This window comes from Rhodopseudomonas sp. WA056, assembly GCF_010906995.1.
In the GTDB taxonomy this organism is placed as follows: Bacteria; Pseudomonadota; Alphaproteobacteria; order Rhizobiales; family Xanthobacteraceae; genus Rhodopseudomonas; species Rhodopseudomonas palustris_G.
Genome location: NZ_QPFS01000111.1, coordinates 1 through 16326 on the forward strand (window position 1 = coordinate 1; position 16326 = coordinate 16326).

General features: G+C 67.7%; 15 protein-coding genes. 8 read left to right on the plus strand and 7 right to left on the minus strand.

Going from position 1 to position 16326, the window contains the following annotated elements; all coding sequences use genetic code 11:
* The coding region (locus DU475_RS24125) for a hypothetical protein (RefSeq protein ID WP_205524458.1) at nt 1–247 on the minus strand (247 nt) is incomplete at its 3' end.
* 76 nt (nt 248–323) lie between these two features.
* On the opposite strand from DU475_RS24125, the gene sppA reads away from it, so the two are divergent.
* From sppA to DU475_RS18650, 8 genes are all read left to right on the plus strand, one after another.
* Complete coding sequence (gene sppA / locus DU475_RS18615) at nt 324–1304, plus strand: signal peptide peptidase SppA (protein ID WP_013499913.1); 981 nt, start codon at nt 324–326, stop codon at nt 1302–1304.
* A 165-nt stretch (nt 1305–1469) separates the two neighbouring features.
* The gene (locus DU475_RS18620) at nt 1470–1784 is read left to right on the plus strand and encodes an integration host factor subunit beta (RefSeq protein ID WP_013499914.1); all 315 of its coding nucleotides are present in this window, start codon (nt 1470–1472) and stop codon (nt 1782–1784) included.
* 37 nt (nt 1785–1821) lie between these two features.
* Nucleotides 1822–2208, plus strand: a complete 387-nt coding sequence (locus DU475_RS18625; RefSeq protein ID WP_013499915.1) for a lipopolysaccharide assembly protein LapA domain-containing protein — start codon at nt 1822–1824, stop codon at nt 2206–2208.
* 58 nt (nt 2209–2266) lie between these two features.
* Complete coding sequence (locus tag DU475_RS18630; protein WP_164632973.1) at nt 2267–2908, plus strand: phosphoribosylanthranilate isomerase; 642 nt, start codon at nt 2267–2269, stop codon at nt 2906–2908.
* 13 nt (nt 2909–2921) lie between these two features.
* The gene (gene trpB / locus DU475_RS18635; protein ID WP_164632974.1) at nt 2922–4136 is read left to right on the plus strand and encodes a tryptophan synthase subunit beta; all 1215 of its coding nucleotides are present in this window, start codon (nt 2922–2924) and stop codon (nt 4134–4136) included.
* On the plus strand, nt 4136–4972 hold the full coding sequence (gene trpA / locus DU475_RS18640; RefSeq protein WP_164632975.1) for a tryptophan synthase subunit alpha: 837 nt from the start codon (nt 4136–4138) through the stop codon (nt 4970–4972). Before trpB ends, trpA begins: the two co-directional genes overlap by 1 nt.
* A gap of 109 nt (nt 4973–5081) precedes the next feature.
* A complete protein-coding gene (gene accD / locus DU475_RS18645; RefSeq protein ID WP_047307642.1) occupies nt 5082–6068 on the plus strand; it encodes an acetyl-CoA carboxylase, carboxyltransferase subunit beta in 987 nt (328 codons plus the stop codon).
* Nucleotides 6065–7393, plus strand: coding sequence for a bifunctional folylpolyglutamate synthase/dihydrofolate synthase (locus DU475_RS18650; RefSeq protein ID WP_164632976.1), 1329 nt, complete (start codon nt 6065–6067; stop codon nt 7391–7393). Before accD ends, DU475_RS18650 begins: the two co-directional genes overlap by 4 nt.
* A gap of 139 nt (nt 7394–7532) precedes the next feature.
* Here DU475_RS18650 and trxA read toward each other — a convergent pair whose 3' ends face one another.
* The 6 genes from trxA to DU475_RS18680 all read right to left on the minus strand — a co-directional run.
* The gene (gene trxA / locus DU475_RS18655) at nt 7533–7853 is read right to left on the minus strand and encodes a thioredoxin (RefSeq protein WP_011155644.1); all 321 of its coding nucleotides are present in this window, start codon (nt 7851–7853) and stop codon (nt 7533–7535) included.
* Between the two features lie 96 nt (nt 7854–7949).
* Nucleotides 7950–11435, minus strand: coding sequence for a double-strand break repair helicase AddA (gene addA, locus DU475_RS18660; RefSeq protein ID WP_164632977.1), 3486 nt, complete (start codon nt 11433–11435; stop codon nt 7950–7952).
* Entirely contained in the window at nt 11432–14581 is a 3150-nt protein-coding gene (gene addB, locus DU475_RS18665; RefSeq protein ID WP_164632978.1) for a double-strand break repair protein AddB, read from the minus strand. Before addB ends, addA begins: the two co-directional genes overlap by 4 nt.
* A gap of 62 nt (nt 14582–14643) precedes the next feature.
* Nucleotides 14644–15366: a nucleotidyltransferase family protein gene (locus tag DU475_RS18670; RefSeq protein WP_013499923.1), complete on the minus strand. Its 723-nt coding sequence runs from the start codon at nt 15364–15366 to the stop codon at nt 14644–14646.
* Between the two features lie 146 nt (nt 15367–15512).
* Nucleotides 15513–15824, minus strand: a complete 312-nt coding sequence (locus tag DU475_RS18675; protein WP_013499924.1) for a hypothetical protein — start codon at nt 15822–15824, stop codon at nt 15513–15515.
* Nucleotides 15825–15927: 103 nt separating this feature from the next.
* The coding region (locus DU475_RS18680) for a phosphotransferase (protein WP_164632979.1) at nt 15928–16326 on the minus strand (399 nt) is incomplete at its 5' end.

Genomic DNA, 16326 nt, shown 5'->3' on the forward strand with positions numbered 1-16326 from the left:
ATCCTTCGGAACCAGACCGTCGAGACTGACCATCTCGATCGAAGTCTGTTGCGGTGAGGGTTTGCGAAGCATCCCCCATGGAATCAAAAGTCCCCGCCAATGGCGAGGACTTTGTCAGCAGTCTGAGGGCCCCGGCATCGCCGGGGCCCTTTTTCGTTGGCTGTCCGGGCACCACCCCGGCCGCGACGGATTTGCGACCATCCACCACCGATGGAACGGTCCATGTTTTCTTCATATTGGATTGCAATTGATGTAATCCGCTCACGGGACATCAACGATCCCGCCCGACAACCGCATGATGGCCGCCGACCGGAGAACCGCTGATGTCGCTTGATTCCGATGTGATCGTCGATCGCCGCCGGATGCGCAGAAAGCTGACGTTCTGGCGCGTCGCAGCGGTAGCCGTCGCGATCGTTGCGGTGGTGGCGATCGGCGTGATGGCGTCGCCGGCCGGACGCGGCACGCTCACCACCACCGGCTCGATCGCCCGCATCAAGATCGAGGGTCTGATCCGCAGCAACAACGATCGCGTCGAAGCACTCGACCGGCTCGGCAAGTCGTCCTACGCAGCCGTGATCGTGCACATCAATTCGCCCGGCGGCACCACGGCGGGCTCCGAGGAATTGCACGATGCGCTGGTGCGGTTGAAGGCGAAGAAGCCGATGGTAGTGGTCGTCGAAGGGCTCGCAGCCTCCGGCGGTTACATCGCCGCCCTCGCCTCCGAACACATCATCGCGCAGCAGACCTCGCTGGTCGGTTCGATCGGCGTGCTGTTCCAATATCCGAACCTATCGGAGCTGTTGAAGACCGTCGGCGTCAAAGTCGAAGAGGTGAAATCGTCGCCGCTGAAAGCCGCGCCGAACGGTTTCGAGCCGACCAGCCCGGAGGCGCGCGCCGCGATCGAGTCGCTGGTGAGAGATTCCTACGCGTGGTTCCGCGGCATGGTGCAGCAGAGTCGCAAGATGACCGACGATCAGCTCAACGTCGTCGCCGATGGGCGGGTGTTCACCGGGCGCCAAGCTGTCGGCCTGAAACTGATCGACCAACTCGGCGACGAGAAGACCGCGATCGCCTGGCTGGAGACGGCGAAGAACGTCAAATCCGGTCTGCCGGTGCGCGACTACAAGCTGGCGCCGCAATTCGGCGATCTCACCTTCCTGCGCGCCGCCGCCTCGATCGCGTTCGACGCCGCCGGACTGAGTGCTGTGGCGCGCCGTGTCGAACAGACCGGCGCAATGCAGTCGGTCGAACGGCTCGGCCTCGATGGCATGCTGGCGCTGTGGGCACCGTCCGCGGGTCAGTGATCTCTGCCCGCGGGGCGTGCAGCCCTTGCGGTATTTTGACCCTGAAAGCCGGTTCGCTGACGCCGCCAGGGCGCGCTTCCCGGTGCCGTCTGTTCGATTTAGCGTCTTGACAGTTCACGGCATTTTCACGGAAATGGCGGTCCGCACGCACGGACCAAATCCTCGATGATCAAATCCGAACTCGTTCAGCGTATCGCCGAGCACAACCCGCACCTGTATCAGCGGGACGTCGAGAACATCGTCAACGCGATCCTCGATGAAATCGTCGATGCGTTGGCGCGGGGTGATCGGGTGGAACTGCGCGGCTTCGGCGCATTCTCGGTGAAGCATCGTCCGGCACGGGCCGGGCGCAATCCGCGCACCGGGGCGCATGTACCGGTCGAGCAGAAGACCGTGCCGTTTTTCAAGACCGGCAAGGAAATGCGTGAGCGCCTGAACCGCGACAGCGGCGACGGCGCCCCAACCAGCGACACAGCGTAGCGCGACGCCCCATTGCCGAGCCAGGCGAGCGAATGACATGCAGAAATTCCTGACGGCCCTGGTGCTGATCCCGCTCGGTTTGATCCTCGTGGTGTTCGCGGTCGCCAACCGCCACATGGTCGACGTTTCGTTCGACCCGCTCGACCCCACCAATCCGCTCGGCCACATCCGGCTGCCGCTGTTCGTGGTGATCATCGCGGTGGCGATCATCGGCGTCATCGTCGGCGGCATCGCCACCTGGTTCGGACAACGGCGATGGCGTCGCGCCGCCCGCCGGCATCAGGCCGAAGCGATCGAAGCCCAGAACCAGCTTGCCAGCCTGCGCGCCGGCCTCGCCACACCGGCGCAGAGCGAGCCGCGCCGGCTGCTGCTCGAGAGCGGTTCCACCGGCTCCGGGCGCGACAAGTCCCGCGCGACGTTGTAAGACTGCGCATTCTCTGCGGCGCCTTGGCGCGCCGGCAACCCAGACTCAGCGCACACCCATGTCCACAATTGTGAAAATCTGCGGTCTGACGACCGCCGACACCCTTGAAGCAGCGGTCGAAGCCGGCGCCGACATGGTCGGCTTCGTGTTCTTTCCCGCTTCACCGCGCCACCTCGACATCGACTTCGCCGATGCGCTCGGCCGTCAAGTCCGCAGCCGCGCCGCCAAGGTCGCGCTCACCGTCGATGCCGACGACGAGCTGCTCGACGCCATCGTCGAGCAGCTTCGGCCGAACTGGCTGCAATTCCACGGCAGCGAGAGCCCGGAGCGGGTGCGTTCGATCAAGCGGATCTACGGCCTGCCGGTGATGAAGGCGATCGCGGTGGCCGGCCCGAACGATCTGGCGGTGCTGCCGGACTACGCCGCAGTCGCCGACCGCATCCTGTTCGACGCACGGCCGCCGAAGGACGCCACCCGGCCCGGCGGTCTCGGCACCGCGTTCGACTGGAAGCTCCTCGACGGTGTCGATGTCAAACTGCCGTTCCTGGTCTCCGGCGGTATCAATGCCGGCAATGTCGCCGAAGCGCTGCGGGTGACGCGCGCCCACGGAATCGACGTCTCGTCGGGGGTTGAGACCTCACCCGGCGAAAAGGACCCGGATCTGATCCGCGACTTCATCCGCGCCGCCCGCGCGGCCTAACCCAAGAGCTGACATGAACCAAGCTTTGCCGAATTCCTTCCGGTCCGGCCCCGACGAGCGCGGGCATTTCGGCATCTATGGCGGCCGCTTCGTCGCCGAGACGCTGATGCCGCTGATCCTCGATCTGGAAAAGGCCTATGCGGAAGCCAAGGTCGACCCGGCATTCCGCGCCGAGATGGACAGCCATCTCAAGCACTATGTCGGACGTCCCTCGGCGCTGTATTTCGCCGAGCGGCTGACCGAGCATTTCGGCGGCGCCAAGATCTACTTCAAGCGTGAAGACCTCAACCACACCGGCGCCCACAAGGTGAACAACGTGCTCGGCCAGATCATGCTGGCCAAGCGCATGGGCAAGCCGCGGGTGATCGCAGAGACCGGCGCCGGCATGCACGGCGTCGCCACCGCGACGATGTGCGCCAAGTTCGGTCTCGAATGCGTGGTGTTCATGGGGGCGGTCGACGTCGAACGCCAGCAGCCCAACGTGCTGCGGATGAAGGCGCTCGGTGCCGAAGTCCGCCCCGTCACCTCCGGCGCCAATACGCTGAAGGACGCGATGAACGAGGCGCTGCGTGACTGGGTCACCAACGTCCACGACACCTTCTACTGCATCGGCACCGTGGCCGGTCCGCACCCCTATCCGATGATGGTGCGCGACTTCCAGGCGGTGATCGGCCAGGAAGTCCGCGAGCAGATCATGCAGGCCGAAGGCCGCCTCCCGGACTCGCTGATCGCCTGCATCGGCGGCGGCTCCAACGCGATGGGCCTGTTCCATCCGTTCCTGGACGATCCGGGCGTCGCGATCTACGGCGTCGAAGCCGCAGGCCACGGCCTCGACAAGCTGCATGCGGCCTCGATCGCCGGTGGCAAGCCCGGCGTGCTGCACGGCAACCGCACCTACCTGTTGATGGACGCGGACGGCCAGATCGAGGAAGCGCATTCGATCTCCGCCGGCCTCGACTATCCGGGCGTCGGGCCGGAGCACTCCTGGCTGCACGACGTCGGCCGCGTCGAATTCCTCGCAGCGACCGACACCGAAGCGCTCGACGCGTTCAAACTGTGCTGCCGGCTCGAAGGCATCATCCCGGCGCTGGAGCCGAGCCATGCGCTCGCCAAGGTCGCCGACCTCGCGCCGAAGCTGCCGAAGGATCACCTGATGGTCGTCAACATGTCCGGGCGCGGCGACAAGGACCTCGCCTCGGTCGCCGAACATCTCGGGGGCAAGTTCTGATGACCACCCGCATCGACACCCGCTTCGGCGAACTGAAGCAGCAGGGCCGCCCGGCACTCGTCACCTTCGTGATGGCGGGCGATCCCGACCTCGACACTTCGCTGCAGATCCTCAAAGCCCTGCCGGCCGCAGGCGCCGACGTGATCGAGATCGGCATGCCGTTCACCGATCCGATGGCGGACGGTCCGGCGATCCAGGCCGCCGGTTTGCGCGCCCTGAAGGCCGGCACCACGCTGAAAAAGACGCTGGGGCTGGTCCGCGACTTCCGCGCCACCGACAATGCGACGCCGCTGGTGCTGATGGGGTACTACAACCCGATCTACATCTACGGCGTCGACGCCTTTCTGGCGGATGCCAAGGCGGCCGGGATCGACGGCCTGATCATCGTCGACCTGCCGCCCGAGGAAGACCAGGAGCTGTGCCTGCCGGCGATGAAGGCCGGGCTCAACTTCATCCGCCTCGCCACCCCGACCACCGACGAAAAGCGGTTGCCGGCGGTGCTCGCCAACACCTCGGGCTTCGTCTATTACGTCTCGATCACCGGCATCACCGGATCGGCCACGGCGGACGCCTCGGCGGTCGGTGCCGCAGTGCAGCGGATCAAGCGTCACACCAACCTGCCGGTCTGCGTCGGCTTCGGCATCCGGACGCCGGATGCTGCGCAGGCGATCGCCGCCCAGGCGAACGGCGCGGTGGTAGGCTCGGCCCTGATCGATGCGCTCAAGGCCAGCCTCGACGCCGAGGGCCGCGCCACCAAGGCCACGGTCGGCGCGGTGGCGGATCTGGTCGCCTCGCTGGCGGCCGGCGTTCGCGGTGCGAAACAGGCTGCGGAATAGCAGCGATCCAAGCAGGACGATGGTCTGGACGGGGCCGTGCCCCGCCGCCATATCCTGACAACGCCATGAACCCAGGCGGCGCCTCGTCGGGCGACGCGCGGAGCACGTCATGAACTGGTTGACCAACGTCGTCCGTCCGAAGATCCGCAACATCCTGCGGCGCGAGACTCCGGAGAACCTCTGGATCAAATGTCCGGATACTGGGCAGCTCGTGTTCTACAAGGACGTCGAGCAGAACCAGTTCGTCATTCCCGGCTCCAACTATCACATGCGGATGGGCGCATTGGCGCGCCTGAAGTCGATCTTCGACAACGAGACCTGGTACGACGTCGCGTTGCCCGAAGTGGTGGCCGACCCGCTGAAATTCCGCGACGAGCGCAAATACGCCGACCGCATCAAGGACGCCCGGACCAAGACCGGCGCCCATGACGCGGTGCGCGTCGGCTTCGGCAAGCTTGAGACTTCGCCGGTCGTGGTCGCGGTGCAGGACTTCGACTTCATGGGCGGCTCGCTCGGCATGGCGGCCGGCGAAGCGATCATCCGCGGCATGGAGCTCGCCGTCGAAAAGCACGCGCCTTTCATCATGTTCGCGGCCTCCGGCGGCGCCCGGATGCAGGAAGGCATCCTGTCGCTGATGCAGATGCCGCGCACCACCGTGGCGGTGCAGATGCTGCGCGAAGCCAAGCTGCCCTACATCGTGGTGCTGACCAACCCGACCACCGGCGGCGTCACCGCCTCCTACGCGATGCTCGGCGACATCCACATCGCCGAACCGGGTGCGCTGATCGGCTTTGCCGGCGCCCGCGTGATCGAACAGACCATCCGCGAGAAGCTGCCCGACGGCTTCCAGCGCGCCGAATATCTCAAAGACCACGGCATGGTCGACATGGTGGTGCATCGCCACGACCTGCGCTCCACGCTGGCGCGGCTGTGCCGGCTGCTGACCAAGTCGCCGGCGCTGACCGTCACCACCGCGGTCGAAGAGCCGGCAGAAGCCGTGGCGCAGGCCGAGCCGGAGGCCGAAGCCCCCGAGCAGAAGACCGCGGCTCCGGCGCCCACCGAGCCGCCGGCCCAGCCGGCCCCGCCGCAGGCGTGAGCGAAGGCACCGCGCCGCCGGCCTCGCTCGGCGAGTTGCGCGCGCGCCTGGCGCGGCTGCATCCGGTCGCGATCGACCTCACGCTCGGCCGGATCGAGCGGCTGCTCGCGGCGCTCGGCCATCCTGAGCGCAAGCTCCCGCCGGTCATCCATGTCGCCGGCACCAACGGCAAGGGCTCGACCGTCGCGTTTCTGCGCGCGATTCTGGAAGCCGCAGGCCTTGCGGTCCACGCCTACACCTCGCCGCATCTGGTCCGCGTCAACGAGACCGTCCGGATTGCCGGGCGGCTGGTTCGCGACGACGAACTGCTGGCGGCACTGACGGATTGCGAGCGCATCAATGCCGGTGAGCCGATCACGCTGTTCGAGATCGAAACCGCGGCGGCGCTGCGGCTGTTCGCCCAGCATCCCGCCGATGTCACCCTGCTCGAAGTCGGCCTCGGCGGCCGGCTCGACGCCACAAACGTGATCGAACATCCGCTCGCTTGCGTGCTGACGCCGATCGGCATCGACCACACCGAGTTTCTCGGGCCGACCGTCGCCGACATCGCGGCCGAAAAGGCCGGCATCCTGCGCCGCGGCGCGCCGGTGATCGTCGCCGAGCAGCGCGACGAGGCGATGGAGGTGATCGAACGTGAGGCCAAGCGGCTGCGCGCCCCGCTGTTCGCCTGCGGCCAGCAATGGCACGTCCAGCTCGAACATGGCCGGCTCGCCTATCAGGACGAACGCGGCCTGCTCGATCTCACCGCCCCCAAACTGTTCGGCCGGCATCAGATCGACAATGCCGGCCTCGCGATCGCGACGCTGCGGGCGCAATCGCACTTCACGATTCCGCAGAGCGCCTACCAGGCCGGGCTGCTGGCGGCGGAGTGGCCGGCGCGGATGCAGCGGATCACGTCCGGCAAACTGCTCGATGACGCACCGGCCGGCTGCGAACTTTGGCTCGACGGCGGCCACAATGCCGACGGCGGACGCGTCGCCGCCGCAGCGCTCGGCGACCTCGAAGAGCGGGTGTCACGGCCGCTGGTGCTGATCGCCGGCATGATGGCCAACAAGGACGCCGCCGCGTTCCTCGCCAACTTCACCGGGCTGACGCGTCACCTGATCGTGGTGCCGATCCCGGACCGGGCCGGCGCGATGGCGCCGGAAGCGCTGGCGGACGCCGGCCGCGCCCTCGACCTGCGGGTGGATCTCGCCGCCGACGTCCCGGCGGCGCTGCGGCGGATCGCGGCGCTGGCTTACGAACTACCGCCGCGGATCCTGATCACCGGCTCGCTGTATCTCGCCGGTCATGTGCTGAGCCTCAACGGCACACCGCCGAGTTAGTCCACATCCGTCGTCATGGCCGGTCAGGACGAGTTCAGAAGCCGCTATCGGACCCAACCGCATTGCGAGCAAGGCGGGTACAAAAGCAAAACGGCCGGCGGATGCCGACCGTTTCAGAGCGTTCATCGTGCGCCTGAGTTCAGACCGCAGCGCTGATCCACTGCTGCAGCTTGGCCTTCGGCGCTGCGCCGACTTGTCGCGAGGCCATCTCGCCGCCCTTGAAGATCATCAGGGTCGGGATCGACATCACGCCGTACTTCGAGGCGGTAACCGGGCTCTCGTCGACGTTGAGCTTCACGATCTTGACCTTGTCGCCCATCGCCCCGGCGATTTCGTCGAGCGCCGGCGCGATCATGCGGCACGGGCCACACCACTCGGCCCAGAAGTCCACCACCACAGGCCCCTGGGCGTTGAGAACCTCGTTTTCGAAATCGGCGTCTGACACCTTACCAACGGCCATGGGATACCTCGTGAAACCGGATGAAGAGCGGCGGCGGGAATCGCGCCGTGATGACGGGTGAACGTAGGAACGCACCGCGGTGCGGTCAAGCACGGCTCACGGCACCGTCAGATCGGCCTGCTCCGCGTCCAGCGCAGAGGCTGAAATCTCCATGATTTCAGCAGCTTCTGTCCAGAGCAGAGCGGCCCGGACGATGCGCTGTGGATAGATCGCGCCGAGCACTGCCCGGTAGCGGGCGAGCTGGCGGACGTAAGCGCGCGGCGCCTCGGCCTCGACCCGCGGCGGAGCATGGTTGGTCTTGTAATCGACGATCAGGACCTCGGTCTCGGTCACCACCAGGCGGTCGACCTGGCCGGACACCAGCACCGGTCCGCCCCGGCGCTGCAGCCGGCCGACGATCGGCACCTCGGCGCGGCTGCCGGGGCCGAACACTGCAGCGAACCTGGCATCGGCAATCAGCCCGAGCACCTGGGCGGCGAGCGCGTCGCGGTCTTCGCTATTCCAATCGGGTGCGTTGCGGGCGAGGAACCGGCCGGCCGCCGCGGAGCGATCGCCAGCGGCAATGTCCGGCAACGATTGCAGCAGCCGATGCACCAGCGTGCCGCGCTGCAGCGCGCGGCTGCGGCTGGCATCGGACTCCCCTGGGCGCAGCCGGCGCCGATCGTCGTCCTCGGCATCCGAGGGCCGCAGCACCTGCTCGGCGGACGGCAGACCGGGCGCCGGCCGGCGCAGCCAATCGGGCAGCGACGTAACCGTCGCCTCCTGGCTCGGCATCGCGGAGCCGGTTTCCTCGATCACATCCTCCGGGCGGCAGTAGCGCTTGATCACGCCGTCCGGCGGGACCGGCTGCATCGCCAGCCCGGACGATTCCAGCCCCTTGCTGATCAGGTCGTACCAGGAATGCGGGCGCACCTCGTTGCGGTTGCCCGGCATACAGCCGCCGACGATCAGCCGGTCGGCCGCGCGGGTCATCGCAACATAAAGCAGCCGGCGATACTCGTCCTCGGTCTCCTCGATCATCGCGCTGCGCGCCTGCTCGACGACGCTCGGATCGTCGGCCTTGCGGCCGGCCCACACCATCGCGGCGACCGAGCCCGGCGCGGCGTTGCCGCCGGGCAGCCGAATCAGATTGAGCCGCTGGGTGTCGGCCGGCGACGAGGTGGTGTCGATCAGGAACACCACAGGCGCTTCCAACCCCTTGGCGCCGTGCACGGTCATCACCCGGACTTCGTCGCGCGAGATCTCCATGTCGCGTTTGATCTCGGTGTCGGCCTCGCGCAGCCACGCCATGAAGCCCTGCAGCGACGGCGCCCGCTTCTGTTCGAAGCTCAGTGCCAATTCGAGAAACTCGTCGAGCGCATCGTTGGCCTCCGGCCCGAGCCGGCGCAGGATCCGGGCGCGGCCGCTGTCGCTGCCATCGCCGCCGAGCAGCCAGGCGTAAAATCCGAACGGCGTTTCGGCCTGCGCCCGCGCCGCGTAGCTCTCCAGCCGGCGCTGCACGGCCGCGAACTTCGGATCGCCTGCGGCGTGCTCAGTGAGCGCGGTGCGCAGCGAGCTTTTACGTTGCCAGGCCAGTTTGAACAGGTCGTCGTCATCGAGCCCGAACAGCGGGCTCTTCAGCGCCACTGCGAGCGCCAGATCGTCCTGCGGCAGCAGCAGTGCGTCGGCGAGATTCACCAGGTCGATGATCGCGATGTGCTCGGTCAGCTTGAGCCGGTCGGCGCCGGCGACTGGAATGCCGCCGCGTTTCAGCGCCTGGATCACCGCGTCGAACGCCGAGCCACGCCGCCGCACCAGGATCAGCACGTCGCCATAGCTCAGCGGCCGGCGCTGGCCGAGCGGCCCGGTCAGGGTGCCGCGGCCGATCAGTTCGCTGATTTCGCCCCGCACCTTGTCGGCAAGCCGAACCTCGGGACTGGTTTCGGACACCGCATCGAACGGCGCCTGCCAGCCTTCGATCTGTTGGCGATCGTCCGGGACTTCCAGCGGCCACAGATCGATCAGGCTCGGCCCGGCATCGGCGAGCGACTGATGCAGCGGATAGGTCGAATCCGCGTGGATACTGCGATAGATCGCCGGATCGCGAAACACGTGATCGACCGATTGCAGGATCGCGGCGCCGGAGCGAAACGAGTAGTTGAACGCCACCTTCTCGAAGGTCAGCCCGGCGCCGGCGAAGCGCCGCTGCAACAGGTCACGCCACTCGGCGAATTCCTTCGGCACCGCGCCCTGGAACGAGAAGATCGACTGCTTCTCGTCGCCGACCGCGAAGATGGTGCGCCGGACGCCGTCGCGGGCACCCTCGCCGGCGGTGAATTCATCGATCAGCCGGGCGACGATCTTCCACTGCTTCGGCGAGGTATCCTGCGCCTCGTCGATCAGCACGTGATCGACGCCGCGGTCGAGCTTGAAATGCACCCACCCGGCCGCGCCGCTGTCGAGCATCGCCAGCGTCTTGTCGATCAGGTCGTCGTAATCGAGCAGACCGCGTTCGCGCTTCTCGCGCGCGATGTTGCCGGCAACCTGCGCGGCGATCACCAGCAGCGCCCGCGTGCGTTCGCGCAAGGCCAATGCGCGGCGCCGTTCGAGCAGAGCACCAAGTCGCGCGCCTTCCCGCTGCAGCCTCTCGGCGAGGCCGGGCGCGCCGTCGCCTAGCTTCTTGGTGATCAGGCTTTTGCGCAGGCCGCTGTCCTTGGTGAAGAACACCTGGAGATAGGCGTCGATCTGCGCCGCATCAGTGAGCGCCAGCGCCTCGCGCAAGCGCCGAGCCTGCGCCTGATCGTTGGCGCTGCCGCCTTCGAACGTGGCGGCGACCGCAGCCCATTCCGACCGCGGCAAGTTCGGACCATCGACGATGTCGCGATCGGCCGCCTCGCAGCTATCGTCCGGCGCAACGCCGAGCGTGGCAGACAATTGCGCCATCGCACGCTCGACACTGCCGGCCTGCGCCACCCACGCCATGAAGCGATCGCGGCTCATGCAGGCTTCCTGGACCACGTCGCGGAAGGTGACGTCGGCGGCGCTGGTCATCGCAAATGCCAGCGCGCGCCCGGCATCGCTGTCCGGCGCCGCAGCGGCGCGCAGCAGCACGTCGAGGCTGGCGCGCTGCATCAGTTCGGCCTGGTCGCGATCGTCGAGCACGCTGAACCGCGCCGGAACGTTGGCCTCGAACGGAAACTGCTGCAGCAACCGCGTGCACAGCGCGTGGATGGTCTGCACCTTCAGCCCGCCCGGCGTCTCCAGCGCGCAGGCGAACAGTTTTCGCGCCTGCGCCAGCAGCGAAGGACCAACTGCCTTGATGCCGGTGGCACGGATCGCCGCCGACAGTTCCTCGTCGTCGAGCTTCACCCAGTGACCCAGCGTGGTGAACACCCTCTCCGCCATATTGGCGGCGGCCGCCTTGGTGAAGGTGATACACAGGATGCGCTCCGGCGAGACGCCGTCGAGCAGCAGCCGGATCACGCGCTGAACCAGGACGTGGGTCTTACCCGAGCCGGCATTGGCGGAAACGAACACCGATGCCGACGGATCGGACGCGATCTCCTGTCGGGCGCGGGCTTCGTTGGGAATAGCGCGGCTCATGACAACGCGTCTCCGCGGCCGCCGGCCGCCGACCATTCCTTGATCCGCGCCAGATCATCGTAGGTGCCGTAGCGCTGCGACCACATCGACAGCACCAGCGAGCGATAGGACTGCTTCTCGTCCTCGAAGCGGCGGACTAATCCTTCGAGCTTAGCGCGCGCTTCATCGGCGGCATCGTCGGGGTGCTGCGGCTCGTCCTTGCGCTCGATCTTCAGTTCGAGCACGCGCTCATCGCCGGGCGGCGTATTACCGCTGAGCTTGACGTAAGTGAGCTCGCTCACCGAGGCGGCAGCCGGAATACCCTCAAAGCCACCGTCGCGCAGAATCGCCGCTTCCAGTGTGAGCTGCGGCGACAGCCCCATCCTCACCTGCTTGCCGGTCGGCGGATGGCCGGTCTTGTAGTCGAGGATCGCGTAGCTGCCGTCGTCGCGACGTTCGATGCGGTCGGCGCGCGCCGACAGCTCGAAATTGCGCTCGCCACCAAGCGGGATCATCAGCGTGCCGCGGCGCTCCGCCTGCACCTGCACGACGCCGGTGCGGCGCTGCTGCTCCCACGCGCCGAACCATGTCGCGATCCGCAGGAAGCGCGGCCACCACAGCGCGCGCGCCTCGGCATGGTCCATCAGCGGCGCAAAATGTTTTTGGCCGATCTGGCGCAGCGCCGCCGCCGGATCGTCCGGCATCGCATCCTGATAGCGTTCGGTGAATTCGCCCAGCGCCGCATGGATCGCCGAGCCGCGATCGGCACCCGACAGCGGCATGTCGACCGGATCGAGCGGCGACAGCCGCAGGATGTACTTGGCGTAGATCGTGTACGGATCGCGCAGCCAATCCTCGATCGCGGTGACCGGCAGTTTCAGCGGCCGCGCGATCCGCGGCGGCCTCGGTGCAGGCTGCGCGATCGGCGTCACGCTCTCGGGGCGATCGAGTTCGTGCGTGTAATCCAGATAGATCTGCCCGCGCGCCTTCATCGCCTTCCAGCGATCCTCGCCGGCGACCGCTTCGAGCCGGTGCAGGAAGCGCGACGCCACCGCGGGCGCACCGCCGACCTTGGCGGCGTGGGCAATGAACACTTCGTCGGCGCCGAGCGCCTGCGCGAAGTCGTGCGCCGACAGGCCGATGCGGCGCTCCGGCAGATCGAGCCCGAGTTCGTGCCGCATCGGCCGGCTCAGCCACGGGTCGATCCGCGGCGCCGGCGGCCAGACGCCCTCGACCAAGCCGCCGAGCACGACCCGGTCCTGCTGCGTCAGACGGGCTTCGAGCGGGCCATAGATCCGGATCGGCGCCTCGGCGAGTTCGGGACGGCGGACGACGCGATCGCCGAACGCGGTCTCGAACACTTCGCCATAGTCACGCGCAGCGACCAGCACGCCGCTCGCCGGCCCGACCGCGGCGAGATCGTCGAACGCTCGCAGCAGTGCCGAACCTTGCGGGCCTTCGAAGGCTTCGGCGATGCCTTCGTGATCGGTCGTCAGCGCCTTCAAGACGTCGCGATGCCGCGCTCCGATCTCGCACAGATCGAGCGGGCTCGGTCCGAACGTCTCCAGCGGCGCGAGCGCGGCTTTGAGCTGGGCGATGAGTTGCTGCGCTTCATCGAGACTCGGTTCGGACAATCGCGTGCGCGGCTCCGACGGATGCAGCGCGCTGGCCTCGCCGCGCTTCAGCTTGGCGAGCTCGTCCCGGAAGATCGCGCATTCCTTGGCGAGCCCGTCGCAGCCAGCGGGCGGACGTGGCCCGCGCAGCAGCGCCAGCTCCAGGGTCTCGATCGCGCTACGCCAGCCATGACCGGCGCGGCCGAGCCGCAGCAGCGGATGCTTGAGCAGCGCCAGCAGCGTCGCCGGTTCGCAGCCTTCGAGCGCGGTCTCGGCCGCGAGCCGTGCGAAGATGCCGGGCTGCGTCTCCATCAGCGAGTCGCCGCCGGAATCATCGACCGGCAGATGCCAGCGGCCGAGCGCGGCGACCACGCGGCGCGCCAGCGCGCGATCCGGCGTGACCAGCGCGGCGGTCTTGCCCTGCTCCCGCGCCTCGCGCAGGACCACGGCGATCGCCAGCGCCTCGGCTTCCGAATTCGGCGCTTCGATCAGCGTAAGCCCATCAGTGCCTTTGCCTATCAGACGATCGACCTCGGCATCCTTGAGCCGGTCGTGCCACACCGCCGTCGCCGACGATGGTCGCAGCGCCTCCGAGGCAAGGAGCTCGCGGCCGTGGCGAGCCGGCGTGCCGAGCTGCTGCACGTCGCGGCGTGCCACGCCCATCCGCTCGAGCAGGCCATGCATGGCGTATTGCGGATGGTTCGGCGACGGCGGCGTCACCAGCTTGCCGTGCTTGTCACGATGGCCGCCGATCAGATCCCACGCCGCGTCGTCGAGATCGACGTCGAGGCCGGGCAACACCACCGCGCCATGCGGCAGCCGCGCGATCGCGGTGAGCAGCTTGGCGGTTGCCGGCATCGAGCCGGTCGAGCCGGCGGCGATCACCGGCCCGCTGCGCTGGGTCGCGAGCCGCTGCGCCTCGGCATCGATCAGCCGATCGCGCCGTGCCGCGGGTTCGATCCGGTCGGTCTCTTTCAAATATTGCGGCCAGGCATGGCCGGCGATCTTGAGGAAATCGAGCGTCAGGCTCCAGTAGCGATCGAACGCATCGGGCACCAACGTGCCGAGCGCCGACCAATCGACGCCGCGGGTCGACATGTCGTCGATCAGCCGCGCCAGATCGTCGGCGAGCGCCAGCGCCGAGGCCGGCCCGCCGACCACCAGCGGCGCCTGCGCCGGATCGTCCGGCTTCAGCCGCGCCGCCCAGCTCGCGATCAGCTGCGCCAGCAACAGCCGGCGCGGCAGCCCATCGAGGGCCGGCGGAATTTCAAGATCGGCGAGCCCGGACGCAGCCTGCGCGAACGCCAGCTCGTCTTCGTCGATATCGCCGAGCGCGACGATCCGCGGCAACAGGACGGCGTCGGCACCGAGCACATCGAGGAAGATCTCGCGCGCCATCCGGCCGGCGCGCCGGGTCGGCAAGTAGAGGGTGGCGTCGGCGAGCCGCTCCGGCGCGGTGCGCGCCTCGAAGCCCTCGACCAGCCGGCCGTCGACCAGGGCCGCGATGATCGTACGCAGAAACGGCGCCGAAGATGGAACGCTGAAAAGGTGCATCGATGTCCTGATTCGCTCGCGCCATCATGACACGGCCAATCCGGCGAAAGGAGGTGGCGGGCTCAGGCCACGCTGGCGAGATACGCCCGTTCCGCCGCCGTCACTGCCTCGGGCGTGCCGACATGCATCCACACCCCGTCGAGCCGCAGGCCGAACAGCCGCTGTTGTTCGGCAGCGCGATCGAACATCCTGGTCAGCGAGAATTCGCCCTGCGGCGCATCCTGGAAGATCGCCGGCGACATGATCGCGGCGCCCGCATAGACGAACGGCACCACCTCGGTCTCTTTCCGCTTGTGCAGGGTGCCGTCCGGACTCATCGCGAAGTCGCCCTTGCCCGCATAGCCGATGCTGCCCGCAGTCGGCGCCATCAGCAGCAGGATGTCCATCCGTACCGGATCGAACGCCTCGGCGAGGCGCGCCAGGTTCGGCCGGACGCCGTCGATCCAGACCGTGTCGGCGTTGAGATGATAGAACGGCGCATCGCCGAGCAGCGGCAGCGCCTTGACCACCGCACCGCCGGTGCCGAGCACCTGATCGCGTTCGTCGGAAATCATCACCCGCGGGCTCTGCCGTCCCGCGACGTGGTCGATGATCTGGTCCGGCAGATAGTGGACGTTCACCACCGCTTCGGCGACGCCGACCTCGGCCAGCCGGTCGAGCACGTGGTCGAGCAGCGGACGGCCGGCGACGCGCACCAACGGCTTCGGCATGTGATCGGTGAGCGGGCGCATCCGCAGGCCGAGGCCGGCGGCCAGCACCATGGCTTTATGGGGACGAACCGTCATGTTCTCCGACTCGGAACGCGCCAAAACGGCGCGAATCGATTGTATCACGCTGCCCCGATCGGTCTATCGGAGGCGGTCACTGGGTAGTCTGCGATCATGACGACGATACGACGCGGGCGGTCCGCCGGCCCGATCGGCGAGGCGGCTCAGGCGTTCTCCACCTGTGCGGCCGGGCGCTTCTTTTTCTTGTCGAGACGCAGGAAGGTGACGCCGATCTGGTCGCCATTGATCCAGCTCAGCTCGCAGCGCCGATACGCCAACCCCGTCGACGACAGCAGCAGGAAGAACTCCTTCAAATTGAGGCCTTCGACCGAGCCTTCGATCGTCAGCTTGGCTCCGAGCTCGGAGACGTCTTCGATCAGACAGGGACGGCGCCAGGTGCCGTCGATCGCCATCATCTGAGCCCGCAACCCGCGATCGAACACGACGCGGCCGTCCTTATTGCGTTCGGCAACCATTCCATCGTCCTGCAGTTCGGTCTTGGCGACGCTGGGCCGTGCCGCAGCGACCCCGCAACACTACGGGGCCGGCTCTAAAGATGCGTAAAGGAAATCCGCCGAATCAGAGCGGTGGCGGCACCTGGGCGCGGTACCAGGCCCGGACCTCGGCGAGCGCCGGATGGGCCAGCGAGCGTGCGAGATACGCCCACACCCGCGGCTGATGCTTCAGGTAGTGCGGCTTGCCGTCCCGCCGGTTGAGCCGGGCGAAAGTTCCGAGCAGCCGCGTATTTCGCTGCGCCGACATCACCGCATACAGCCGCGCAAAGCCGGCAGCGTCGAATTCGGAATCGGCCGCCAGCCGTGCTCTGACGTAGCGGCCGAGCAGCGACAATTCGACCGCTTCCGGCACGTCGATCCGGGCGTCCTGCAGCAACGAGACCACGTCGTAGGCGGCCGGGCCCAGTACGGTATCCTGAAAGTCGATGATCCCGACCCGCTCGATGCCGGGGCGGTCGCCGAG